Origin of the sequence: Mesorhizobium sp. M1E.F.Ca.ET.041.01.1.1, from assembly GCF_003997355.1 — a bacterium.
Taxonomy (GTDB): Bacteria; Pseudomonadota; Alphaproteobacteria; order Rhizobiales; family Rhizobiaceae; genus Mesorhizobium.
Window position 1 is genome coordinate 1 of sequence record NZ_RZSL01000031.1, and the last position, 23,319, is coordinate 23,319.

Sequence of the window (23,319 nt, forward strand, 5' to 3'; positions counted from 1 at the left end):
CGGCAATGGCAACGGCAACGGGAACTTCGGCCTCGGCAACGGCAACCTGAACGGCAACGGCAACTGGGGCCTCGGCAACGGCAATGCCAACGGCAACGGCAACTGGGGCGCCGGCAACGGCAACGGAAACGGTAACGGCAACCACTAGCGCCGCCGCCAATCGCCAGCGTTGAAGGACGCTGACGCTTCTGGGATCGCCGAGCCACGCGCCGTCCCCCCCGCGCAAGGCTATCGCGACATGTCGCCGGCGGTCCCAGTCCTTTTCCAGATAGAGAGTCCCTTTTCGAGAGACCCTTTTCACGCAAGCCATGGAAGGAGTTCGCAGATGAAACGGTGTGTCATACCGGCGCTTTGCCTGGGGCTGTTGAGTGCAACCGCGGTGAAGGCCGACACCACGACGGGCAGCCAGGCCTTCGGCATGTCGCGGATCGCGCAAACCGCCGGTCAATACGGTCAGTACATCGGCTCGAACGTCAGGAACATGGATCCGCTGAGCAGCCTGGGCGGCAACGTCGGCTACAAGAACACCGGCAGCGGCAACGTCGGCGCCTTCAACAGCGGGACCGGCAACGTCGGCGCTTTCAACGGAAACGACAACACCTCGCAGACGAGCGGCAACCACAACATCGGGGCCTTCAACGGCAACGGCAATACCGGCGAATATGACGGCAACGCCAATGTCGGCGCCTTCAACGGCAACTTCAACGGCGGCTCGTTCAACGGCAACGGCAATGCCGGCGCCTTCAACGGCAATTTCAACGGCCGGGGAAACCGCTGATGGCCGAACTCAGACCATCTGCTTGCGTCCGCCATCGTATTCGCCACGCGACGGCGCGGCTGTTTGACGGAAGCCGCATCGCGGTTTGCACGCTGCTTGCCGCGGTCGTGGTCGCCGACGCTTCGACGATGGTCAGGATAGCCGACCTTTCCATCGGCCGCGGCGATATCACGGTCGCCGGTCTGGGCGCCGGCGCGGACATCGCCGATGCCTCGAGCGGCCGCGGCAGCGCCGGCAACTTCAACGGCAACGGCAATCGCGGCAGCTTCAATGGCAATGGCAACACCGGCAATTTCAACGGCAACGGCAATGCCGGCAGCTTCAACGGCAATGGCAACGCGGGCAGCTTCAATGGCAACGCCAATTGCGGCGGCGGCTTCGGCAACGGATTTTCGTCCGACGGCAACGGCAACGGGAAGCGCCGGGACGCGCCTGAATGGTGCCGGTTCCTGAAAAACCTGAACGGTGAACTGGGGCTGCCGCCCGGCACGATCCCGGACTTCGACTAGTCACTGCCAAAGCTTGCCGGCGAAGTGCGGCTGCGCTGCGCCGGCAAGCTGGGGTTGGCTTCAGGCCGTGACTTCGACGATTGCCGTCAGGAAGCCGGCGAGGTCGTCGGTGACGAAATCCACATCGTCCTCGTTCGCCGGGTCGCGCTCCCAGATCTCGGAGAATGTCGGCTCGAAATTGCGCGGCACGACCAGCACGGTCGTCATGCCGAGTAATTTCGGCACCGAGAGGTTGCGCGCCAGGTCCTCGAACATCACTGCATTGTGCCCGGTGACGGAATGCAGCTCGGCGAACCTCTCGTAGGTCTGGCGCGCCGGCTTGGGATTCAAGCCCGCCGCGACGATGTCGAAGATGTCGTCGAAATGGTCCAATATGCCGAGCTGGCGCGCGGCGCGCTCGGCATGCCTGCGGTCGCCATTGGTAAAGATGAATTTGCGGCCGGGCAGCTGCCGGATCGCCGCGCCGAGCACCGGATCGGGCACCAGCCAGGAATAGTCGATGTCGTGCACCTTCTCGAGAAAGTCGTCGGGATCGATGCCGTAGCGCGCCATCAGTCCGCTCAGCGTCGTGCCATACTCCTGGTAGAGCTCCTTCTGCAGCTTGCGCGCTTCCTCGCGCGACAGGGTCAGCAACTCGCCGACATAGGCGGTCATCTTCACGTCGATCTGCGCGAACAGATTCGAATGATGCGGATAGAGCGTGTTGTCGAGGTCGAACACCCAATCCGTGACATGGGCAAAACGGGCGGGGTCGGGTGTCGTTGTCATGGCCTCCTTATGGCATGCGGTCGCTGGCTTTATCCACAACTTCTGCGCGTCGCGCGTGGTGAAAATAGCCTCTCGCTTCAAATTTTAACCGTCCCGGAAAGGTCGCCTTCAGTGCTTGCTGGCACAGAGGCAGTCCGTCGGGAGTCAACGATGAGTCGCATAATTTTGAAGTCCGCAGCCGTTGCGTTCGCATCGGTCGCCGTCTCGCTTCTGTTGACGCTGGTTGTGGTCCCGGCAATGGGCTTTACGATCAGCCGCACCGTCTGGCTGACGGCCACGGTTTGCCCTTTGATGCTTGCCTGGATCGCCAGCGCCGGCACCTTCTGGCAAACCGACCGGCTGAAGAACGCGCATCGCGACCTTGCCCGCGCCCATGCCCAGCTCGCCGCCGCTCACAGGCGCCTTTCGGAGAAGGCGAGCCGCGACGACATGACCGGCATGCTCAACCGCGAGACCTTCTTCGCCGCGCTCGACGGGTCCCGGCGCAAGGCCGATCGCGGCGCGCTGCTGATCATCGACGCCGATCATTTCAAGACCATCAACGACAATTACGGTCACCTGACCGGCGACGATGCGCTGCTTCTGATCGCTGCCGCCATCGAGCGCGGTGTGCGCAGCGGCGACTTGCTCGGGCGTATCGGCGGCGAGGAGTTCGCTGCCTTCCTGGTCGGCGCCACCGAGCCGGAAGCGAGGCATGTCGCCGAGCGCATCCGCCGCGAGGTCGAACTGATCCGTTTCCGCCCCGTCGACGAGCGGACCGTGCCGTTGACCGTCTCGATCGGCGGCATCACCTGCGGCGAGAGCGCCACCGTCTCGGAGCTGATGCGCGCCGCCGACCGCAGGTTGTATGAGGCAAAGCACCGCGGCCGCAACCTGTCCATTCTCGATCGCGACATCTCGGAGGCGGCCTGAGACCTTTGGCTGGGCGTTAAAGCATGTCTCCCGAAAGTGGAACCGGTTTCGGGAGACATGGTTGAGATCAAAAGTCTGAAGCGCACGGAGCGATCTGAAAGATCGCGACGCGCGTTAGCAGGTTGCTAACGCTTTTCAAATTCAACCGCGGCGATTGCGCGGTTGTAACGGGGTTTTCATCTACACTAGGCACGGAATTGGCTTCTCCGGCGGCATGTGTGCCGTAAGGGAACGGCATGCGTGGATCGAGCCCCCATCGAAAGGCGCGTCATGAGCCATTTCATAAAGAAGATGTCGCGCCGCGCGATCTTGCAGGCGCTGATCGCGCTGCCCGCAATGTCGCTGTTCCGCAACCGGCCCGCCGTCCCCGCTCCTGACGAGATCGACCCCGACGAGATCATCGAGGTCAATGGCTGGATCCTGAGGCGGAGCGATCTCGCATGATCTTCGACAGCTACGAGGCCTATAGGCAGGCGGGCTTCAAGCCAAAGGTCTGCATCCTCGGCTCCGGCCCCGCCGGCACCACGGTCGCCAGGAAACTGGGCGGCGCAGGCATCCCGGTGGTCATTCTGGAGGCCGGCTCGCGCGAATTCAGCGACGAGTCGCAGGATTTCTATCGCGGCACCACGGTTGGCGATTTCTATTTCGATCTCGACATCACCAGGCTGCGCTTCATGGGCGGCTCCTCCAACCACTGGGCCGGCTGGTGCCGCGTGCTCGACAAACAGGATTTCGAGCCCAAGGCCTGGGCGCCGGATACCGGCTGGCCGATCAGCCGCGCCGACATCGAGCCCTATCTGCGGGAAGTTCACGATATTCTCGAACTGCCCGATTTCCGGCCGGATGTGCCGATTTCGGACGACATCCGCTGGGTGCAGCTGATCAAGAGCCCGGCCGTGCGCTTCGCAGAGAAGTTCGCCGACGAGCTCGACCGGAGCAGGAACATCGCCGTCGTGCTCAACACCTATGCGACCGAACTCGCCGGCGACGGCAGGCGCGTCACCGGCGTCAGATTGTGGTCGAACGGCCAGGACGCCGGCACCTTCTCGGCGGACTACTTCATCACCTGCACCGGCGGGCTGGAGAACTCCAGGCTGCTGCTCTGGTCGAACCGGCGTTCGAATGGCGGCGTGGTCCCCAATGCCAACGCGCTCGGCCGCTACTGGATGGAGCACCCGACCTTCGAGGGCGGCAACGCCATCCTCGCCGACTACGGCGAGTTCGAGGTCGACGCCTCGAACGAAGCCTTCTTCTCGCCGACGCTTGCCGCGATGGAGCGGCTGCAGATCCTGAATTTCGGCATCCGCCTGATCGAGACGCCTTACCCGCATGTCAAGCGGCTGATCGCCGACCTTGCCTGCACAGCGCCCAGCATGGCGGAATGGATGTCCGACCAGCTTGAGCAAAGGCTGCGTTGCGCGGCCCAGCTCTACGTCGCCTGGGAACAGGCGCCGCTAGCTTCGAACCGGATCGAGCTGTCGAAGGCCGATGTCGACCACGCCGGCGTGCCGCGCGTCGAATTGCATTGGAAGAAGTCGCCGCTGGAGCGCCGCACGCTGCTCGAAGGTTTGAGGCTCTTCGGCACCACGATGGCGCAGAAGAATCTTGGTCGCGTCCGCATCGCCGACTGGATCGGCAATGGCGGCGACTACCCGACGAATGAGGAGACGGCCGGTCACCACCATATGGGCGGCACCCGCATGGGCACCGACGTCTTGAAGAGCGTCGTCGACGCCAACTGCAAGGTGCACGGCATGGACAATCTCTATGTCGGCGGCTCCTCGGTGTTCTGCACCTCCGGTCAGTGCAATCCGACGACCACCATCACCGCGCTTGCCTGCCGGCTGGGCGATCACCTCAGCAAGGTGATCACGGTCTGATCTCCCGAAAGGGCAGGCGGCGCCGGCGCCTGGAGTGGCAACTGGCGTCGCCCTGGCGCGCCTTTGGGAAGTTCGATCGAGAGCTACAGCCCGTACACGGCGATGCGCACCAGCACGGCCGCGGCGGCAAGTGCCACCAGCAGAATGCCGAGGCCGATGGGCGAGCCCCAGCCGTACCATTCCATCGCCAGCTTGGCGTATCTGTACTCTTCCTCGTTCGAGAGGGGGGTGCGCTGTTGAATCAGGCTCATTGTTCACTCCTTGTCGGCGACTTTGCCCTTGCCTCGCAAAGGGTGACGTCGCATATTGATACGATAGTTTGAATGTTAGGCAGATTGATAGTTAGATGATCGAAATAAATTCGTCAAGCACGAATCGCGACGACATGACGAAGGCCATCAGCCTCGCCGTCATGCGCTGGCAGGACGCGACGCAGGCCTATGACGAGGCGGTGGGGGCGCGACTCGGGCTGATCGCGGCCGAGCGGCATTGCCTGGGCCTGCTCTATGCCGGGCCACAATCGGCGGGCGCCGTGGCAGCCGCAACCGGATTGACCCCGGCCGCCGTCACGGCATTGATCGACCGGCTGGAGGCGCGCGGGCTCGTCACCCGGACACGCAGCCTGGAGGACAGGCGCAAGGTGGTGATCGAGGCGACCGAACTGACCAGAGAGCTGTCGGAACGCTACTACGGCGCTATCGCGCGGGAGGGCGAGAAGGTGGTGGCGAGCTTCAGCGACGCCGAGCTGGCGACCGTGCTGCGCTTCATCAATGCGGCACTCGATCTGCAGAGCGAGCAACTGGCAAGGCTCAAGGCCGAGCCGGTTGAGGCTGGCTGATGCGGGAACGACGAAGAAACGCTTTTCCGGAAAACCCAGAGCGGTTCAACCGCCTGTCGGCGACCGAACCGCTCTGACTCCAGCTGGGCGAAAGCCGGACCTCGAATCACGCCGCGTCGAAACGGATAGAGGCGCCGCGCTTTTATTCGATGCCTAAACCGTCGCCGGATCGAGCGCCGGCTGGCCCTTGAACCGCGCGACGATACCGGCGAGATCGCCGCCGGCGAAGGCATCGCGCAACGCATCGAAGGACGGCAGCACGAAATAGGCGCGCTGGAACTTGTCGATCTCGTAACCGGTGCGCATCACCTTCTCGAGGTCGAACGGCACGTGGTGGGCTTCCTTGCTCTCGACTGCGAACTGCAGCTCGGTGAAGGACGACATCAGCCCGGCGCCGAAAGCCTTCAGCGGCTGGCCGGCTTCCTGGATGAGGCCGTATTCGGCGCTGTACCAGTAGAGCCGGGTGATCATCTCGTCACCGCCGAGCGCAATCATGTCCTCGGCCTTCTCGCCATACATCTGCATGAAATCGGCAAACACCGGCTGCGTCAGGATCGGCACATGGCCGAAGAAGTCGTGGAACATGTCCGGCTCGACGATGTAGTCGAGCTCCTTGCGGGTGCGCAGCCAGTTGGTGACGGGGAAGCGACGGCTGGCGAGATGATCGAAGAACGGGCCGGCGGGGATCAGGCCGGGCACCGCTACGATCTCCCAGCCGGTCAGCTTGCGCAGCGTCGCGCTGACCGCGCCGAAATCCGGAATTTTGTCGAGCAGGCCGAGGGCCGCGACGCCGTCGAGATAGGAACGGTGCGCCAGCCTCTGCGTCAGCTTCGTCTGGCGATCGCAAAGCGTGCGCCACACCGCCTGCTCCTCCGCCGAATAATTGTACCCTTGAGCCACGGTGAAATCGGCGCGGCACACCGAATAATCGCCGCGAAGGCCCTGTGCCGCGCAGTCGCGGGCATAGTCGGCAACGCTGATCGTCATTTCTTCCTCCTCGAGATCATGATCCGTGGATTGTGCCGGAAATATAACGGCGGACGATGAGGCAATTCAGCTTTGTTGATGGTCTGATTGGCGGTTTCGAGGTAGAAACACTCGATCCAATGAGGAATCGAGAAGATATGCCTCAGTTCGATGAATTCGAGATAAAGATGCTGGATATCCTGCAGCGCGATGGGCGCAAGCCGGTTTCGGAGCTGGCGCAGGAGATCGGCCTGTCGACCACGCCCTGCGCGCGCCGCTTCGAGGCGTTGCAAGGCGCCGGCATCATCAAGGGCTTTGCCGCGGTGCTCAGCCGCCGCGCCGTCGGCCTGACGGTCGAGGTGTTCATCCAGGTCCGGCTCACCAGCCACGCCGACGGCTCGCCGGAAAGTTTCATCGCCGCCGTGCAGCGCATGGACGAGGTCTCGTCCTGCTGGACGATGACCGGCGAGCACGATTTCCTGCTGCATGTGATGGTGCCGTCGGTGGACGACCTCAATGCCTTCGTCATGCACCGGCTCATGCGGCTTCCCGGCGTGCGCGACGTCCACACCCAGCTGGTGCTGCAGAACATCAAGGGACCTGGCCACGTGCCGCTCGCGCATCTGCGGCGTTAGAGCGCGCTTCCCAGTGCAAATGGGCCCGAAAAGAATAGGCCCCAAGTTAGATCGGCGCATTCTATTAAATATTGAACGAATTAAGGCTTTGCCGTGTCTAAAAAGAGCAAGCCTCGAGATTTGCGAGAGCATCGCCTTTGCGCACGATTGACATCGTGAATCGGGGAAATGTCTTGTCGTGCATTGTTCGGCCCCCTCGGCCTGTTGTATGGGTGCTTGCTGAGCCGCAGCGGCGAGGAGGTCGAGCAGTCCGTTTACCGCCGGTTAGCAACATTAGTGTCTTATAATGGATCAGGCTGGCCATCGTCCTTACGCGAGGACTTGACGGACTTCGCTTGCTCGAACCGCTCACGCGGAGGATGATCGCCAAGGAGCGATGCATGCAATTGACGGAGGATGTGGCGCGGAGGGTCACGGAAGCGATTTCACGCCCCTCGTGGAAATCGGCCGATCCAACGCTTTTTGCGATGCTCCTGCAAAAAAACGCGGACCAAAACCGCAAGGTCGTCCGCTGGGGCATAGCGGCGGCCGTGTTGAGCTACATCTGCTACGGTGCCTTCGACCTGTTTCTTTTCCCGGACGTCGCGGACCGTCTGATCCTGACGCGCCTGTCGTTGGGGTTGACCTTCCTTGTGCTTGTCGAACTCGTTGCCCGGCGCGGTTTTGCCATCACTACGCTGCACTACGCCGCCGCCCTGGCGATCGTAACAGGCGCCATCGGTTGGCTGCTGTCGGCGCTCGGGACGGCGCATCAGGCGGAGCTGTCCCATTTCATAATCTTCGGCACGGTATTCATTCTAGGCGCGAACCTTTTCTTCAATTTCCGGCTATGGCTTTCGGCGATCTCGTCCGCGACCGTGACGGTCGCCTTCGCGGGCGCCACGCTGTTCGTGCTGCAAGCCGACTTTGGCACGCGCTTGGTGCTTGCGACCTATTTTGCCAATTGCCTTGTTTTGTCCCTCTATCTCTCGTGGCGCCTCAGCATGGAGCGCTACCAGACCTTCCTGCATGCGCTTCAGGCGCAAATCCAGGAACAGGTCGCCATCGAGAATGGTCAGAAGCTTATCGAGATCGCGGATACGGATCCGCTTACCGGCCTCAAGAACCGCAGGGCGATCACGCGGGAATTCTCGGAACTCTGCAAGGAGTGGGCCACGGACACCGACGAAATCGGCGTCATTCTCATGGATGTGGACTATTTCAAACGCTACAACGACCGGCTCGGCCATCAGGCCGGCGATGACTGCCTCATCGAACTCGCCCGCGCCTTCGATGAAACGGCGGCCTCCAACCATGCCATCGCAGGACGCTACGGCGGCGAGGAATTCGTCGTGCTCTGCAAGGTTGCCGGACGGGATCATCTGCGCGAGGTGACGCATCAATTCTGCCAGGCGGTAGAGGATTTGAAGATCTCGCATCCCGATCGGGACGACAAACTCGATATCGTCACGATCAGCGCGGGCGCCTCGTTGACGCGCGCCGATCAAAGCGTAGAGCTGCGGATCCTGCTGCAGGAGGCCGACCGTGCGCTTTATGCGTCCAAGTTCTCGGGTCGCGCGACGCTCACCATCTATGATGCGCAGGCCACCGACCAGAAGCGAGCCAGCCAGAACCTTTCGGAGCTCCTCAAGCATGCGGTTTCGGAGGGACTTGTTTCAGTCGTTTATCAGCCGATCTGCGACGCGGTCTCCGGCCAGGTGCTCGGCCATGAATCGCTGATGCGGCTGCGCGACTTCGACGGCAGCGCGATCAGCCCGTCCGTATTCATACCCGTCGCCGAGCAGACCGGCGGGATCGAGGAACTTGGGCTGTGGCTGATCGATCGGGCCTGTGGCGACATGGTCGAGCATGGATTGGGGGCGGTCGTGTCCGCCAACGTATCGGTCGTTCAGCTCAAGGCTCCAAATTTCTCGCTGCACATCACCGAGATCCTCGGCCGGCATGGCATGGCGCCTCAGAAACTGGCGCTCGAGGTCACCGAGGGCAGCGACATTTCTCTGGAAGCGCAGGCCGCCAGAAGTATCGAGCAGCTTCGAGCCCTTGGTGTCCAAATCTGGCTGGATGATTTCGGGACCGGATTTGCGGGCCTGGCCTGGCTCCGCCGTTTCAAGTTCGACGTCGTGAAGGTCGATCGGAGTTTCCTGCACGACTGCCAGACGGTTCGCGGCCTGAGCCTGCTGCAGGACATGGTCAGGCTTCTGCGCAATCTCGGCCACACGGTGCTGGTCGAGGGCGTCGAGACGAAGGAGCAGCAGAATCTGCTGCAGCACATGGGCATTCAGTCGGTCCAGGGCTTTCTCACCGGGCGTCCCGTTCCGATCGAGGAGATCAAGCGGGCCAGACTGGGACTCGTCGCCTAATGCATGTCGCCCAAAAGTGTGCAGCGGTTTTGGGAGAACGACATGCATCAAAACAAAGACCTAAAGCGCGTCGCCTGGCTCCGCTTCAGCGCGACACGCTTTAGGGCAATTCCGGGAAATGCGGCGCGGCGCTAACGGGGCGCGGGGCGCCACGCGACCCATAAAAAAGCCGGACCGCTGAACGGCCCGGCCCGAAAATCGAAGCGGATCTATCGCCTATGCCGGCGCCCCGAGATCCCCGCGCTTGCGGATCTTGCCGTAAACGATGTTCCTGTTCGATCCGTAGTAGACCTCGGCATCAACGTGATTCTTGTCCACCGCGGCATTGATAATGTCCCACATATCGCTGGCCGAACGCAGGATGAGCGGCCAGTCCATGAAAGTCTCCATATAGCCGTCGGTCGTGATCTCGTCGCTGAAATTGGCAAAGAGGAATTCGCCGTCCGGCTTGACCAGTTCCATGGCTCTCTGAAGCAGGCGTGCACCGACAGGGAGCGGCAGGTAGTCGTACAGGCCGGACGCATAGACGAGATCGAACGTGCCAAGCGGGTAGGCCCGCCGCAAAAGACCGCGCACCGACCCGTCCACAGCTTCCACCACCGTACCCGCGAGATCGCGATTCACGGTGCCGACGCTGATCGGGTCCTGGTCGAGACCGATCCAGCGCTTCAGTCTTTTTTCGGCGAGCGCTCTTGAGAGTTCAGCTTCCCGCAAATGGCCGCAGGCGATTGCCAGCACCACCGCGTTTTCCACCCGCGCAGCCGTTTCGTCGACCGTTCTGGCCAGTATCTCGCGACGTTCGCGCCCGGCCACCGAACTCGCCGCCTCGCTCGTATAGGCAAAGATTTCGCGGCCGAGTTCGCTCGAGGATGCGACGATCTCGTTAGCGCTCGGATGCTTGTAATAGATGTCCAGCAGCGTCGCGTCGCCCGAATAGCCGCGCGGCTTTTCGAAGGACCAGCGCGTGAACGGATCCTGTTTCAGATATGTCGCCACGCGGTGCTGCTGAGCCAGCGGGATCAGTTCCTGCCACAGAGCGGGAGCGACCTCGCGGCGCAATTCATGCAATCGACCGGCCAGTCGTTCGACGATTTGCCCCGCCGGCTCCTGGCGCGCGAAAGCCTGGTGGGCGAGGTCCAACACGAGGGCGAGTTGGGCCGTCCGCGCCTTGAGCTCGACGGCGTCGACCCTCTCCGCGGACGCCGCCTTGTGCTTCTTGATCAACGTTGATGTGATGAGACTTTGTTCGTCAATTTTCAGGTCTGGATTCAGCGCCATATGGGCATTCCTTGTGGTTCCCCACCGACAATTATAGATGCTTAGAGTTTTAATAAAAGTTTAGGACGATCTGTATTAGATGAGTCTAAAGTGCGGTATTCAGAAGATTTGAACCGCCGGAAGCCACAGCGCGATCAAGCCGGGACGCGTGCGACATCGGCGCACCCTCGTCAGGCGCTGACGCGGTTTCCCGGCATGCGCGACGTCAATGCATGTCGCCCAAAAGTGCGCAGCGGTTTTGGGAGAACGACATGCATCAAATCAAAGACTTAAAGCGCGTCGCCTGGCTCCGCTTCAGCGCGACGCGCTTTAAGGGCGCGCCCGTCAAATCTGTGGGAAAGCTGCATCGAAACTGCTGAACCGCGCCAAGGCGGCTTCGACATCCGAAAGTACGACCGGTGGACCAACAGCAATGAGGTCCGCCATGAACATCGTGCTGATCAATCCGCCGCATACGGCCATCGGCAGCCGCGTGCCCGACGATCATCTGCCGCCGCTCGGGTTGCTGGCGATCGGCGGTCCGTTGCTCGATGCCGGCCATGGCGTGCGCCTGGTCGACGCCGAGTTCGGACCGATGCCGCTTGCCGTGCTCGTCGATGACGCCTTGAGCGGCGGTCCGGAACTCGTCCTCATCGGCCATTCCGGTTCGACCTCGGCGCATCCGACAGCGCTGCGGATCGCCGAGATGATCAAGGCCCGCGCGCCCGGCATCGTGATCGTCTATGGCGGCGTCTTCCCGACCTATCATTGGCGCGACGTGCTGGCCGCAACGGATGTCTTCGACTTCATCGTGCGCGGCGAGGGCGAGGCGACCGCGGCGGCGCTGGTCGAGGCGCTGGAATTGCGCCGGCCGGTGCGAAGCGTCGCCGGCATCGCCTATCGCGACGATCTCGGCCGTCCTTTCGCTACGCCGCCGGCCGTGGCGATCGCCGATCTCGACGCCTGTCGTGTCGGCTGGGAGCTGATCGATTTCAGCCGCTACAGCTATTGGGGCGGCAAGCGGGCCGTGGTCATGCAGTTCTCGCGCGGCTGCCCGCATCTGTGCAACTATTGCGGCCAGCGCGGCTTCTGGACCCGCTGGCGACATCGCGATCCGGTTCGCTTCGCCAGGGAGATCGCCTGGCTGCACCGCGAGCACGGCGTCGAGCTGATCAACCTCGCTGATGAGAACCCCACGTCCTCCAAGAGAGCCTGGCGCGCCTTTCTCGACGCCATGATCGCGGAAGACGTGCCAGTGCTGATCGTCGGCTCGACGCGCGCCGACGATATCGTGCGCGATGCCGATATTCTGCATCTCTACCGCAAGGCCGGCGTCATCCGCTGGCTGCTCGGCATGGAGAACACCGACGAGGAGACGCTGTCGCTGATCCGCAAGGGCGGCAGCACCAAGTCCGACCGCGAGGCGATCAGGCTCCTTCGCCGGCACGGCATCCTGTCGATGGCGACCTGGGTCGCCGGCTTCGAGGACGAAGGGTTTCGCGATTTATGGCGCGGCTTCCGTCAGCTCATCGCCTATGACCCGGACCAGATCCAGGCGCTTTATGTGACGCCGCATCGCTGGACGCCGTTCTTCCGCATCGCCAAGGATCGCAAGGTGATACAGCGCGATGTCCGCCTCTGGGATTACAAGCACCAGGTCCTGCATATGACCCGGCTGAAGCCCTGGATGCTGTTCTTCGCCGTCAAGCTGATCGAGCTCGCCGTGCAGTCGCGGCCGAAGGCGCTGGCGCGCATTCTCTTCCACCCCGATCCCGAGCAGCGGCATTCGATGCGCTGGTATACGAAGATGGGGCGGCGTGTCTGGTTTCGCGAAGTCTGGGGTTTTCTAGTCCGCGACCGCCGCGTGACCGACGGCCCAACGCTTGCCGAATTCTGGGGCGCGCCGCAGGACGCCGAAGAGGAGTCGATGATTTTCCGGCACGCGATGCGCAAGCCGGCCGCGCCTCTGATCGAGGGCAGGCGGATGCAGCAGCCAGACAAGTTAGCCGGCTGAGCCTACTACGGCACGATCAGCGTGCCGGCGCCGTGCTCGGTGAAGAGCTCGAGCAGCACCGAATGCGGCGTCTTGCCGTTGAGGATGACGACGCCCTCGACGCCGCGCTCGATCGCCTCGATGCAGGTCTCGACCTTCGGGATCATGCCCCCCGACACGGTGCCGTCCTTGATCAGCGCCCTGGCCTCGGCAACCGTCAATTCGTCGATCAGCTTCTTGTTCTTGTCGAGCACGCCGGGCACGTCGGTGAGGAACAAGAGGCGCGAGGCGCGGCACGCACCCGCGATAGCGCCCGCGAAAGTGTCGGCGTTGATGTTGTAGGTATGGCCGTCGCGGCCGGGCGCCACCGGCGCCAGCACCGGGATCATCTCGGAACGGGCCAGCAGATCGAGCAGGGTGCGGTCGACCTCGACCGGCTCGCCGACGAAACCGAGATCCAGCACCCGCTCGATGTTGGAGTCCGGGTCGATCATGGTCTTGCGCGCCTTTTCGGCGAACACCATGTTGCCGTCCTTGCCGCAGAGCCCGATCGCCCATTCGCCTTCGGCGTTGATCAGCGCCACGATCTCCTTGTTGATCGAGCCGGCCAGCACCATCTCGACGATTTCGACCGTCTTCTGGTCGGTGACGCGCAGGCCGCCCTCGAATTTGGATTCGATGCCCATCTTGTTGAGCATCGCGCCGATCTGCGGTCCGCCGCCGTGAACGACGATCGGATTGACACCGGACTGTTTGAGCAACGCGATGTCGCGGGCAAAGGCCTTGCCGAGCTCGGTGTCGCCCATGGCATGGCCGCCATACTTCACCACCACCGTCTTGTTCTCGTAGCGCTGCATATAGGGCAGCGCTCTGGAAAGCAGCGCGGCCTGCATTTCGGCGGTGGCGGCGATGTCCGTCATCGATATGATCCCGGCTTGGCGTGAATGGCCGCGTCTTAGCGGGAATTGCCGCAGGCCGCAAACGGCTTTGCGCTCACAATGACGAAATCATGCGCGGTCGAAGCCATGTAACCACATATGGCAGCGCTAGCCCCCTCTCCGTCCGCTTCGCGGCCACCTCTCCCCCACTTTGTGGGGGCGAGGAACCCAAGCTTTCCAAGGCCGCGACCTCGAAGATTTGCGCTTCCTCGCCCCCACAAAGTGGGGGAGAGGTGGTTCGGCGAAGCCGAGACGGAGAGGGGGAGCGCCCTATGCGATTTAAGCCGGCGCCTTGAGCAGCGCGCGCCGCCCGAGCCATCCCGAAATCTTCTCCATCTGTGCCGCCAGCGACAAAAGCGTTTCTTCGTCGCCGGGCCGCCCCGCGGCCTGGATGCCGAGCGGCAGGCCGCCCGCCGTGACATGCACCGGCAGCGCGATCGACGGCTGGCCGCTGACATTGTGGATCGCCGGCCAGTGGGTGAACCACAGGCTCTTGTCCATAAGCTGGCCGAAAATTGATTTGATCCTGAGCAGCCCGGTGAGATGCAATTTGTCGAGCAGGTTTTCGATGAGCTCGTCGGCGCCCTTCGGATCCATCGCGCCGCAGGCGAGCGGCGGATGCGCGATGATCGGCATCAGCACGGCATCGAAGCGCGCGGTCTCTTGGATCATCCGCCGCGCGGTGGCGTTGAGCCGCTGCACCGCGTCATAGACTTCGCCCGCGGACAGCATTTCACCGAGGCGGCCGAGCACGCGCGTCGCCCGCTCGACGTCGCCGGTGACGGATCGGCCGACACGCAGCGCCTCGGCCCGCATCATGCCTGCAACCGCCGAAGCAACGCTCTTGCAGAAATCGGCCATGAAGTCGCGGCCGATATAGGGCAGGTCGATCTCTTCCACTGTGTGTCCACCCTCGCGCGCCAGCGCCACAGCCGTATCCAGCGCGGCAATCGTCTCGACCGAGATCGGCAGGGCGAGCGGCGACTTGCGGTAGATGGCGAGGCTGAGCTTGCCGGGATCGCGCGCCGCGGCGGCGGCAAACGAGCCCTTCGGCTCCCGCGCGGCATACGGCGACAGCGGATCGGCGCCATGGGTCAGGTCGAGCAGAAGCGCCGTGTCGCGCACCGAGCGGCTGACGGCGTGGTCGACGACCATGCCGTACCAGCTTTCGCTGGTGAGCGGCGTCAGCGGCACGCGGCCGCGCGAGGTCTTCAGGCCGACCAGGCCGCTGCAGGCCGAAGGCACGCGGATCGAGCCGCCGCCGTCGGAAGCATGCGCCGCCGGCACCACGCCTGCCGCGACCAGCGCCGCCGATCCGCCCGACGAGCCGCCGGTGGTGTGGCCGTTATTCCAAGGGTTGCGGGTGATACCGAAGCGGGCCGATTCCGTCATCAGCCGCAGCCCATGCTCGGGCGAGGTGCTGGTGGCGATCGGGATCAAGCCGGCGTTGAGATAGCGCTCGACCATCACCGAGTTGTAGTCCGCCGTGAAGGCCGGGATGCGGCTGCCGCCATGGATCGGCACGCCCTTGATGCCGATGCCGAGATCCTTCAGCGCGAAAGGCACGCCGGCGAGCGGCAATGTGCGGTCGATTGTCTTGGCCCGCGCCCTGGCCGCGTCATAGAGCGGCGTCGCTATGGCATTGATGTCGGGCCTTGTCGCCTCGGCGCGCGCGATCGCCGCGTCGACCAGCTCCTGCGGCGAGAGTTCCCCCTTATGCACGAGCTCGGCAAGTCCGGTTGCATCCTCTTCCCAAAGCACGCGTTCAATCGACATTCGCCGCACCCCTCTTTTGCCAAAGGCTAGCGCATGAGCCTGCAAATCGAAATCGGGATTTGTTTCGTTGACCTCCTATTCGTGAAGATGACTTCAGGTGCTGACGTGACGGAAGCCCGTGGTGGACAACACCGCGGCGCCCCGTTGCAAATAAATCGCAATCTTCTAATTTGCCTGCATGGGGCCTCAGGACATCAGCAAGCTGATCGTCCGGACTTCGATGAAGGACCGGGCTGCGTTCGATCTGCTCTACAGGCAGACCAGCGGGAAACTTTTCGGCGTCTGTCTTCGTGTATTGAGGGACAGGGGAGATGCGGAAGAAGCGCTGCAGGAGGTCTTCGTCAAGATCTGGACGAAGGCGGACCGTTTCGCGGTTTCCGATCTGAGCCCGATTTCCTGGCTGGTGGCCATTGCGCGCAACCATGCGATCGATCGCATCAGGGCGCGTCGCAGTCCTTCCGCCAACATCGACGCAGCCCTCGACGTCGCCGATCCGACGCCGGGACCTGAGGCCATGGCCGTCGCGGGCGGCGAGACCGAACGCATCCACCATTGCCTCGATGAATTGGAGAAAGACCGGGCCGCGGCGGTTCGGGGCGCCTATCTCAACGGCGAAAGCTATGCCGAGCTGGCGGAACGCCACAAGGTTCCGCTGAACACGATGCGGACTTGGCTGCGGCGAAGCCTGCTCAAACTGAGAGAATGCCTGGAAAGATGACGCTGGCGCAAGACAACGGACCGGAACGCGGAGGCGACGACCTGCTCGCCGCCGAATACGTTCTCGGCGTTCTGGCGGCCGACGAACGCCAGATCGCTTCGCGCCGCATCGACGCCGAGACGGCGTTTGCCCGCCTGGTCGATGCCTGGGAGGTCCACTTCGCGCCGATGGCGGCCGCCTATGCCGCGGTCGAGCCTCCGGCTTCGGTCAAGGCGGCGATCGACCGCCGGCTCTTTGCCTCCTCGGCCGCCACATCCGCTCCCAGCGCCGGCCTGCTGGGGAGCCTCGCCTTCTGGCGCGGGCTTGCCGCCGCCGCGCTTGCCGCTTTGGCCGTCTTTGTCGCCCTGCCTTTCGTCAATCCGTCATTGCCGCCCCCCGAGACCAGGCTGGTCGCCTCGCTCGCCGCCGACAACAGCAACGTCAAATATCTCGCCGTCTATGACGCGGCGCGCCACGAGGTCGGCCTGTCGCTGGTCTCCGGCGAACGCGGCGCCGGCAAGGACTTCGAGCTGTGGATGATCGAGGGCAAGAACGCGCCGGTCTCGATGGGCGTCATCCCGGCCGGTCAGAGCGCGCGCATGGCCGTCACGCCCGCCATCCAGCAGAAGCTGGCGCAGGGCGCCGTGCTCGCCGTCAGTCTCGAGCCCACCGGCGGTTCGCCGACCGGCCAGCCGACCGGCCCCGTCGTCGCTGCGGGTGACTTGAAGGGCATCTGATCACTTTCCGGTAATTTCAAAAGTTAATTGAAGTCTATCTGCCTGGCATGTGTCGGTGGGAGCGTTTTTATGCGTCGAGGTACGGAACATACGAACTCAGATCGGCGAATAAAAAATCTTCGAGGCTCGCGAAACTAAGTTTTTGATGCATCGTACCTCCTCGCGTTCCCAACAACGGGAAAAACAACCCGAGGAGACTGATATCATGCGTAAACTCGCCACCCTTTTGCTTGCCTCGTCGATCGGCCTTTCCGCGCTCGGCGCCGTTGCCTATGCCGCCAACCCGATGGTCGGCGGCGCGCCGATGTATGCCAAGAAGAACATCATCGAGAATGCCGTCAATTCGAAGGACCACACCACGCTGGTCGCCGCCGTCAAGGCCGCCGGCCTCGTCGACACCCTGCAGACCCCCGGTCCGTTCACCGTCTTCGCGCCGACTAACGAAGCATTCGCTGCGCTCCCGGCCGGCACGGTCGAGACGCTGCTCAAGCCGGAGAACAAGGACAAGCTGACCAAGATCCTCACCTGCCATGTCATCGCCGCCAAGGCGATGGCCGCCGACGTCGCCAAGATGGCCAAGGCCGATGGCGGCGCGCATGAGGTCAAGACCGTCGGCGGCTGCGCGCTGACGCTGAAATCGGAAAAGGGCAAGGTCACGGTGACCGACGAGAACGGCAACGTCGCCCATGTCACCATTGCGGACGTGCGCCAGTCGAACGGCGTCATCCACGTCATCGACAAGGTTCTCTTGCCGAAGATGTAACAAAGCGCGTGCGGCCGGCGAAGTGAGGTGTGTCCCCGCCGGCCGCACGGTTCTCCCTTCCACAATCCGTGTCGCCGTCAAGCGCCGCTCCGCATCGCCAGGGCTTGGGTCGATGTGAAGCGGCGCGCGGACCGTCACCGGCTTTTGATTTTCCGGCGGCGCCATAGTTTGCAACAAGACGTCAGGAGGAAAGGCCATGAACCGTCGCGACTTTCTCTGGAGCGGCGCCGCCGCCACTGCCCTCGTCATCGGAACCGGAGCGGCGTTGCGCATGGGCGGCGCCAAGCCTGCTCTGGCCGCCGAGACTTTCGAGGTCATCAAGACCGATGCTGAATGGCACGCCATTCTTTCGGACGCCGCCTTCGACGTGCTGCGCAAGCAAGGCACCGAATATCCGGGTACCAGCCCGCTGCTCAACGAACACCGCAAGGGCGTATTCGCCTGCGCCGGCTGCGACCTGCCGGTCTATCCGTCGGAAACCAAGTTCGATTCCGGCACCGGCTGGCCGAGCTTCTGGCAGGAGATCCCCAACGCCATCGGCAAGACCGAGGACCGCTCGCTCGGCATGACCCGCACCGAGGTGCATTGCCGGCGCTGCGGCGGCCATCTCGGCCATGTCTTCGACGACGGCCCGCCGCCCACCGGCCTGCGCCACTGCATCAACGGCGTGGCGCTGAGCTTCAAGCCGGCCGCCGCCTGAGGTAGCATTTTCGATCTCACAAAAAGAAACGACCCCGGAAACCGTCGCCGGTTTCCGGGGTCACACATGAGGACGCCAGGCGGGGGTTCCGGCTTCCTCAATGGCCTCCGCCGCCACCGCCGCTTTGGTCGGCCGGCTTGTTGATGAACAGCACGAACAGCCCGAGCGTGGCGAACAGCGCCGTCAGCATGAAGAAGACGTCCATGAAGGACAGCAGCGCCGCCTGCTGATGCACCATGCCCGACAGCTTCGAGATTGCGGCGCTGGTGGCGTCGAGGCCGGCGGTCTGCTCGAAGTTCAGCGTCATGTTCTGCAGCTTGGTCTGGGCTGCCTGGCTGCCCCACTCGACATGCTCGGAGAGCCTTGCATAGTGGAAGGCGTTGCGGTCGATCAGCACCGTGTTGATGATCGCCAGGCCGACCGCGCCGCCGAGGTTGCGGGTCAGGTTGAACAGGCCCGACGCGTTCTTCAGGCGCTCCGGCGGCAAAGTGCCGAGCGCGATGTTGTTGATCGGCACCATGCACAGCATCATCGAGCAGCCGCGCAGGATCTGCGGGACGAGCAATTCATAAAAATCCCAGTCGGCGGTGAGGTGCGTCATCCACCAGGTGCCGGTGGCGAAGCCGAAGAAGCCGATCATCATCATCAGCCTGAGATCGATCTTGTTCGACAGGATGCCGGCAACGGGCGCGGTGAAGAACATCGCCAGGCCGCTGACGAACAGCGCCTCGCCGATCATCATCGAATCGTAGCCGCGGATGCGCCCCAGGAACACCGGATAGAGATAGGTGAGCCCGTAGAGGCCGATGCCGACGACGAAGGAGAACAGCGAGCCGAAGGCGAAGTTGATGTTGCTGAAGGCCCTGAGGTCGACGATCGGCTCCTCGGCGGTGAAGACGCGCCAGAAGAAGATCACGCCGCCGATGGTCATGATGATGGCGCAGATGAAGACGGCCTGTTCCTGCAGCCAGTCATGGTTAGGGCCTTCCTCCAGCACATATTCCATGCAGCCGAGGAAGGCGGCCATGCCGATAAGGCCCCACCAGTCGAACTTTGAGAACAGCTTGAGGTTCGGCTTGTCGAAGTCGATCAGCGACCAGGCCGCCGTCGCCACCAAAATGCCGGGCACCACATTGATCAGGAACAGCCAGTGCCAGGACATGGCGTGGCTGATATAGCCGCCGACCGTCGGGCCGATGGTCGGCGCCAGCGTCGCCACCAGGCCGATCATCGGCGAGACGACGGCGCGCCGCGACGGCGGGAAGATGGTGAAGGCGGCCGCGAACACACTCGGGATCATGCCGCCGCCGATGAAACCCTGGATGGCGCGGTAGACGATCATCTGGTCGATGTTGGTCGCGGTCGCGGCGAGCGCGCTGGCCGCGGTGAAGCCGGCGGCGGCGATGGTGAACAGCACCCTGGTCGACAGCATCCGGCTGAGGAAGCCCGACAGGGGGATCATCACCACTTCGGCGATCAGATAGGCGGTCTGCACCCACGGAATCTCGTCGGAGCTGGCGCTGAGGCCGGCCTGGATCTCGGCCAGCGATGCCGAGACGATCTGGATGTCGAGGATCGCCATGAACATGCCGAACACCATCGCCAGGAAGGCGATGACGCGGCGCGCCGGCATATGGTCGGCGGGGGCAGTGGCCACCGGCCGTGCCGGCATCGATCCTGCGGTGATGGTTGCGGTTGCCATGTCATGGCCTCCTACGGCAATTCCAGGAACAGTCTTCCGTTCGGAACCGCGCCAAAACAAATACCTGGCAGGCGGGGCGGCTCAGCGCTCGATGGCCACTGAGCCGCCCCCCAAACTGCTCAGTTGGACGTCGCGGCAGGCGCGGTGCGGCTGTCGGCGGCGACGATGACGCTCAGGCCGGCGCGCAGCTTGCCGGTCTTCAGCACGTCAGCCGGCACATCAATGCGCACGGGCACGCGCTGGACGACCTTGGTGAAGTTGCCGGTGGCGTTTTCCGGCGGCAACAGCGAGAACACCGCGCCGGAGGCCGGCGCCAACGACGAAACCGTGCCCTCGAAGCTCTGGCCGTCGATGGCGTCGACCGTGATGCGGACCTTCTCGCCGGGCACCAGCCGGCCAAGCTGCGTCTCCTTGAAGTTGCCGACGATGTAGAGCTTGTCCATCGGCACCACGACGGCGAGCTTCTGGCCGGGGCTGACGAGGTCGCCCTGCTCGACCGAGCGGTTGCCGACGACGCCGTCATAGGGCGCCTTGAGCACGGTGAAGGAAAGGTCGCGCTGCGCCTTGTCCCGGGTGAGCTGCAGCGAGGCTAGCGTGCTGGCGGATTCCGCGCGCTGGGCTTCGAGCACGCCGATATTGGCCTGGGCCGCGGTGATCTGGGCATCGGCGCCGGCAAGCGCCGCCTTGGCCTGGTCGAGCGCCGTCTGGGCGTCGTCGAGCTGCGCCTGCGTGCCGACATGGGTCTTGAGCAGCTGCGCCGCGCGATCCTGGGCGCGTGCCGCGTTGTCCGCGGCGGCCTGGTCGGCGATCTTCTGCGCCTGGGCCTGCGCAAGCGAGGCCTGGGCCGCCTTGGTCTGGGCGTCGATGCGGTCGAGCGTCTTCGCAAGCGTCGCGATCTGCGCCTCGGCCTGGGCAACGGCTATTTTGTAGTCGCCGTCGTCGATGACGAACAGCGGATCGCCGGCCTTGACCTTTTGGTTCTCGCTCACCAGGACCTTATCCACATATCCCGAGATTTTCGGCGACATGAACGACATGTCGGCCTGGACATAAGCGTCGTCGGTGGAGATCATGAACCGGCCATCGGCCCAATAGTTATATCCATACCAGGAACCGGCGCCGAGCAGGCCAAGCCCGATGATCGGCAACAGCATCGAGCGGAGAGAGCGCTTCTTCTTGGCCGGCGCTTCGACCGGCGCGGGAGGAGCGGGCTGTACGGGCACTTCTGGCGCTTCGATCGACGGCTGGACCTTGGCGTTGGGAAAATTGCGGACTTCGGCAGTGGCGGGCGCGTTCGAGGACATGATAATCTCTCTGGGATATAAGTCAGTCAGACTGAACCGTTCGGTTCGAATTGCTGATTGACATAGCGCGGAAAGAGGCCCATATCAAGAGCAAATCGAACCGTCTGGTTCGAAATATTTCGTGAGGTGTGACTTTAATGGTCGAAACGACAGCCGATAGCGATCTGCTCGACCTGCGCAAGGGCCGTCCGGCGGCGGGGCAGGATCCAATCAAGCGGGCTCAGATCATCGAAGGCGCGCGCCGCGTCTTCATCGACAAGGGCTTTGAGGCCGCCTCGATGAACGACATCACACGCGAGGCCGGCGTCTCCAAGGGCACGATCTACGTCTACTTCGCCAATAAGGAAGAGCTCTTCGAGGCGCTAATTGAGGAAGAGCGCGGCACCATCTTCAAGAATATGTATGACGTCCTCGACCACGCCGACGACCTGCGCGAGACGCTGGTGAAGTTCGGCAAGGTGCTCGTCATGAAGATCACCTCGGCCAAGGTCATCCAGGCGCAGCGCACGGTGATCGGCGCGTCCGACCGGATTCCCGAGCTTGGCGCGCGCTTTTACGAGCGCGGCCCCAAGCGCGGCCACGACAAGGTCGCCGTCTTCCTCAACGCCGCCGTCGAGCGCGGTCTGTTGAAGATCGAGGATGTTGAACTCGCCGCCTATCAGCTTACCGACCTTTGCCTTGCCGGCCTGTTTCGCCAGTGCATCTTCTCTTACCGTACCAAGGCGCCGACCCAGGCCGAGATCGACCATGTCGTCCGCTCTGGCGTGAACGTCTTCCTGAAGGCCTACGGCACCGCGACGCTAACCGCCGAGGAGCAGGTGTCGGAACCGGCCTGACCGATCCTTTCAGTTCGTCATCCTGGGCCGGCGCGGCGCAGATCCCAGGATACTGCCCTCACAGAAGGACGGCGCTGCAGCGCGAATCCGAAACGCTGGCAGGACAGAGGGGGGTGTGAAGGAACGCGGCGCCCTTCCAACTTGACCGTCGATCAGCCTCCCTTAGCGCGGCCAGTCGGAAGGTCTTGTTAACCATCAGTTCCTATGTCTCGGGACAGCTTTGTTCGACGAGTCTCGAGTATGACATCCATGCGTTTTTCCCGTGCCAATCCGTCCGGCGCTTCCGCCTATGGCAACGACGATCACAGCCGTCCGGAGGACGCGCGGGACCATGGCCCGGCTGCAGCGCCGCAGAAGCAAATGGGGCAGGTCGTCGCGCTGCGAGCCCCTGCTGACGGCGAATCGAACACCGTCCCGCTCGATCCGGCTGGCGGCGGCGAGTTCGGCCATCCGGCCTGGCAGCGATATTTCTTCCTCGCGCCCAATGTCCGGTTCACCCGCACGCCGGATTCCGACAAGCGGCCCGCGCCGCAGCCGGATGACGAAGCGCCGGCCAAGGTGGTGGCTTCCGGCGGCGATTTCATCCGCTCCGCGCCACCGGCGCCACAGGTCGCCAATCCGGCCCGGGCAATTCCCGCCGCGGCCTCCACTGCTCCGGCCCGGCAGCCGCAAGCCATCGCCGCGCCGCAGCGGGCGGTCGCCACTCCCGCGCAAAAGCCGCAGCCGCCGAAATTTCGCTGGTCCTATCTTTCCGATGATGCGTTTTTCGAGTTCAGCATGCCCTTGCTCGCCGAGCGCCTGGCGCGGGCGCGCCTGAACGAATCGCCGCGGCCCCCCGCCACTCCCGCGCGTCCTCCGGCAGCGCAGCCGAACCCATCCCGCGCCGCTTCCATGGGCGAGGCAATATCGTTCTATCGCGTCATCGAATGGCGCTCGAACGGGCCGGCCGAAAATCCTGCTTCGGGGAGAG

Annotated in this window: 22 protein-coding genes and 1 pseudogene; 15 read left to right on the top strand and 8 right to left on the bottom strand. The window is 63.5% G+C overall.

The genetic code is table 11. From position 1 onward, the window contains the following. Nucleotides 1-325: 325 nt before the first annotated feature. Entirely contained in the window at nucleotides 326-778 is a 453-nt protein-coding gene (locus tag EOA38_RS05075) for a hypothetical protein (RefSeq protein WP_126090922.1), read from the top strand. Then, nucleotides 778-1,287, top strand: a complete 510-nt coding sequence (locus tag EOA38_RS05080) for a hypothetical protein (protein ID WP_127298641.1) — start codon at nucleotides 778-780, stop codon at nucleotides 1,285-1,287. Before EOA38_RS05075 ends, EOA38_RS05080 begins: the two co-directional genes overlap by 1 nt. A 60-nt stretch (nucleotides 1,288-1,347) precedes the next feature. Here EOA38_RS05080 and EOA38_RS05085 read toward each other — a convergent pair whose 3' ends face one another. Then, nucleotides 1,348-2,055: a pyrimidine 5'-nucleotidase gene (locus tag EOA38_RS05085; RefSeq protein ID WP_126090920.1), complete on the bottom strand. Its 708-nt coding sequence runs from the start codon at nucleotides 2,053-2,055 to the stop codon at nucleotides 1,348-1,350. Nucleotides 2,056-2,205: 150 nt separating this feature from the next. On the opposite strand from EOA38_RS05085, the gene EOA38_RS05090 reads away from it, so the two are divergent. The 3 genes from EOA38_RS05090 to EOA38_RS05095 all read left to right on the top strand — a co-directional run bounded on the left by EOA38_RS05090 (nucleotide 2,206) and on the right by EOA38_RS05095 (nucleotide 4,847). Further along, nucleotides 2,206-2,967 carry a GGDEF domain-containing protein gene (locus EOA38_RS05090; protein ID WP_127298642.1) on the top strand — a complete coding sequence of 254 codons (762 nt, stop codon included), beginning with the start codon at nucleotides 2,206-2,208 and terminating at the stop codon, nucleotides 2,965-2,967. 270 nt (nucleotides 2,968-3,237) lie between these two features. Continuing rightward, entirely contained in the window at nucleotides 3,238-3,411 is a 174-nt protein-coding gene (locus EOA38_RS38970; protein ID WP_189434497.1) for a hypothetical protein, read from the top strand. Next, the gene (locus EOA38_RS05095) at nucleotides 3,408-4,847 is read left to right on the top strand and encodes a GMC family oxidoreductase (protein ID WP_127298643.1); all 1,440 of its coding nucleotides are present in this window, start codon (nucleotides 3,408-3,410) and stop codon (nucleotides 4,845-4,847) included. The genes EOA38_RS38970 and EOA38_RS05095 overlap by 4 nt, the downstream gene beginning before the upstream one ends. An 83-nt stretch (nucleotides 4,848-4,930) precedes the next feature. Here EOA38_RS05095 and EOA38_RS38975 read toward each other — a convergent pair whose 3' ends face one another. Next, a complete protein-coding gene (locus tag EOA38_RS38975; protein ID WP_189350438.1) occupies nucleotides 4,931-5,098 on the bottom strand; it encodes a hypothetical protein in 168 nt (55 codons plus the stop codon). A gap of 95 nt (nucleotides 5,099-5,193) precedes the next feature. Here EOA38_RS38975 and EOA38_RS05100 point away from each other — a divergent pair, with 95 nt between their 5' ends. Further along, complete coding sequence (locus EOA38_RS05100; RefSeq protein ID WP_126090917.1) at nucleotides 5,194-5,685, top strand: MarR family transcriptional regulator; 492 nt, start codon at nucleotides 5,194-5,196, stop codon at nucleotides 5,683-5,685. Nucleotides 5,686-5,838: 153 nt separating this feature from the next. On the opposite strand, the gene phhA is transcribed toward EOA38_RS05100, so the two are convergent. After that, the gene (gene phhA / locus EOA38_RS05105; RefSeq protein ID WP_126090916.1) at nucleotides 5,839-6,672 is read right to left on the bottom strand and encodes a phenylalanine 4-monooxygenase; all 834 of its coding nucleotides are present in this window, start codon (nucleotides 6,670-6,672) and stop codon (nucleotides 5,839-5,841) included. Nucleotides 6,673-6,809: 137 nt separating this feature from the next. Here phhA and EOA38_RS05110 point away from each other — a divergent pair, with 137 nt between their 5' ends. Together EOA38_RS05110 and EOA38_RS05115 are read left to right on the top strand one after the other, a co-directional pair. Then, nucleotides 6,810-7,286, top strand: coding sequence for an Lrp/AsnC family transcriptional regulator (locus EOA38_RS05110; protein WP_126090915.1), 477 nt, complete (start codon nucleotides 6,810-6,812; stop codon nucleotides 7,284-7,286). A 380-nt stretch (nucleotides 7,287-7,666) separates the two neighbouring features. Continuing rightward, entirely contained in the window at nucleotides 7,667-9,646 is a 1,980-nt protein-coding gene (locus tag EOA38_RS05115; protein ID WP_127298644.1) for an EAL domain-containing protein, read from the top strand. Between the two features lie 216 nt (nucleotides 9,647-9,862). Here EOA38_RS05115 and EOA38_RS05120 read toward each other — a convergent pair whose 3' ends face one another. Next, nucleotides 9,863-10,924 (bottom strand): class I SAM-dependent methyltransferase, encoded by a 1,062-nt coding sequence (locus EOA38_RS05120; RefSeq protein ID WP_127298645.1) that lies wholly within the window; start codon nucleotides 10,922-10,924, stop codon nucleotides 9,863-9,865. 424 nt (nucleotides 10,925-11,348) lie between these two features. Here EOA38_RS05120 and bchE point away from each other — a divergent pair, with 424 nt between their 5' ends. Next, complete coding sequence (gene bchE, locus EOA38_RS05125; protein WP_127298646.1) at nucleotides 11,349-12,917, top strand: magnesium-protoporphyrin IX monomethyl ester anaerobic oxidative cyclase; 1,569 nt, start codon at nucleotides 11,349-11,351, stop codon at nucleotides 12,915-12,917. Nucleotides 12,918-12,922: 5 nt separating this feature from the next. Here the strand turns inward: bchE and argB are convergent, their stop codons facing one another. Together argB and EOA38_RS05135 are read right to left on the bottom strand one after the other, a co-directional pair. Further along, the gene (gene argB / locus EOA38_RS05130; protein ID WP_127298647.1) at nucleotides 12,923-13,816 is read right to left on the bottom strand and encodes an acetylglutamate kinase; all 894 of its coding nucleotides are present in this window, start codon (nucleotides 13,814-13,816) and stop codon (nucleotides 12,923-12,925) included. Nucleotides 13,817-14,113: 297 nt separating this feature from the next. Beyond that, a complete protein-coding gene (locus EOA38_RS05135) occupies nucleotides 14,114-15,610 on the bottom strand; it encodes an amidase (RefSeq protein WP_127298648.1) in 1,497 nt (498 codons plus the stop codon). A 178-nt stretch (nucleotides 15,611-15,788) separates the two neighbouring features. Between EOA38_RS05135 and EOA38_RS05140 the strand changes: the two genes are divergently transcribed. From EOA38_RS05140 to msrB, 4 genes are all read left to right on the top strand, one after another. Beyond that, nucleotides 15,789-16,328: a sigma-70 family RNA polymerase sigma factor gene (locus EOA38_RS05140; RefSeq protein WP_127298649.1), complete on the top strand. Its 540-nt coding sequence runs from the start codon at nucleotides 15,789-15,791 to the stop codon at nucleotides 16,326-16,328. Beyond that, nucleotides 16,325-17,044: an anti-sigma factor gene (locus EOA38_RS05145; RefSeq protein ID WP_127298650.1), complete on the top strand. Its 720-nt coding sequence runs from the start codon at nucleotides 16,325-16,327 to the stop codon at nucleotides 17,042-17,044. The genes EOA38_RS05140 and EOA38_RS05145 overlap by 4 nt, the downstream gene beginning before the upstream one ends. 205 nt (nucleotides 17,045-17,249) lie before the next feature. Beyond that, nucleotides 17,250-17,807, top strand: a complete 558-nt coding sequence (locus tag EOA38_RS05150; protein WP_126090907.1) for a fasciclin domain-containing protein — start codon at nucleotides 17,250-17,252, stop codon at nucleotides 17,805-17,807. 196 nt (nucleotides 17,808-18,003) lie between these two features. Next, entirely contained in the window at nucleotides 18,004-18,507 is a 504-nt protein-coding gene (msrB, locus tag EOA38_RS05155; protein WP_127298651.1) for a peptide-methionine (R)-S-oxide reductase MsrB, read from the top strand. A 97-nt stretch (nucleotides 18,508-18,604) separates the two neighbouring features. On the opposite strand, the gene EOA38_RS05160 is transcribed toward msrB, so the two are convergent. Continuing rightward, nucleotides 18,605-20,179, bottom strand: a complete 1,575-nt coding sequence (locus EOA38_RS05160) for a DHA2 family efflux MFS transporter permease subunit (protein WP_245480766.1) — start codon at nucleotides 20,177-20,179, stop codon at nucleotides 18,605-18,607. A 149-nt stretch (nucleotides 20,180-20,328) separates the two neighbouring features. After that, on the bottom strand, nucleotides 20,329-21,513 hold the full coding sequence (locus tag EOA38_RS05165; RefSeq protein ID WP_127298653.1) for an HlyD family secretion protein: 1,185 nt from the start codon (nucleotides 21,511-21,513) through the stop codon (nucleotides 20,329-20,331). A 137-nt stretch (nucleotides 21,514-21,650) separates the two neighbouring features. Here EOA38_RS05165 and EOA38_RS05170 point away from each other — a divergent pair, with 137 nt between their 5' ends. Together EOA38_RS05170 and EOA38_RS05175 are read left to right on the top strand one after the other, a co-directional pair. Further along, nucleotides 21,651-22,349 (top strand): TetR/AcrR family transcriptional regulator, encoded by a 699-nt coding sequence (locus EOA38_RS05170; protein ID WP_127298654.1) that lies wholly within the window; start codon nucleotides 21,651-21,653, stop codon nucleotides 22,347-22,349. A 240-nt stretch (nucleotides 22,350-22,589) separates the two neighbouring features. Then, nucleotides 22,590-23,319 (top strand): annotated as a pseudogene (locus EOA38_RS05175) (hypothetical protein); the annotation flags it as partial.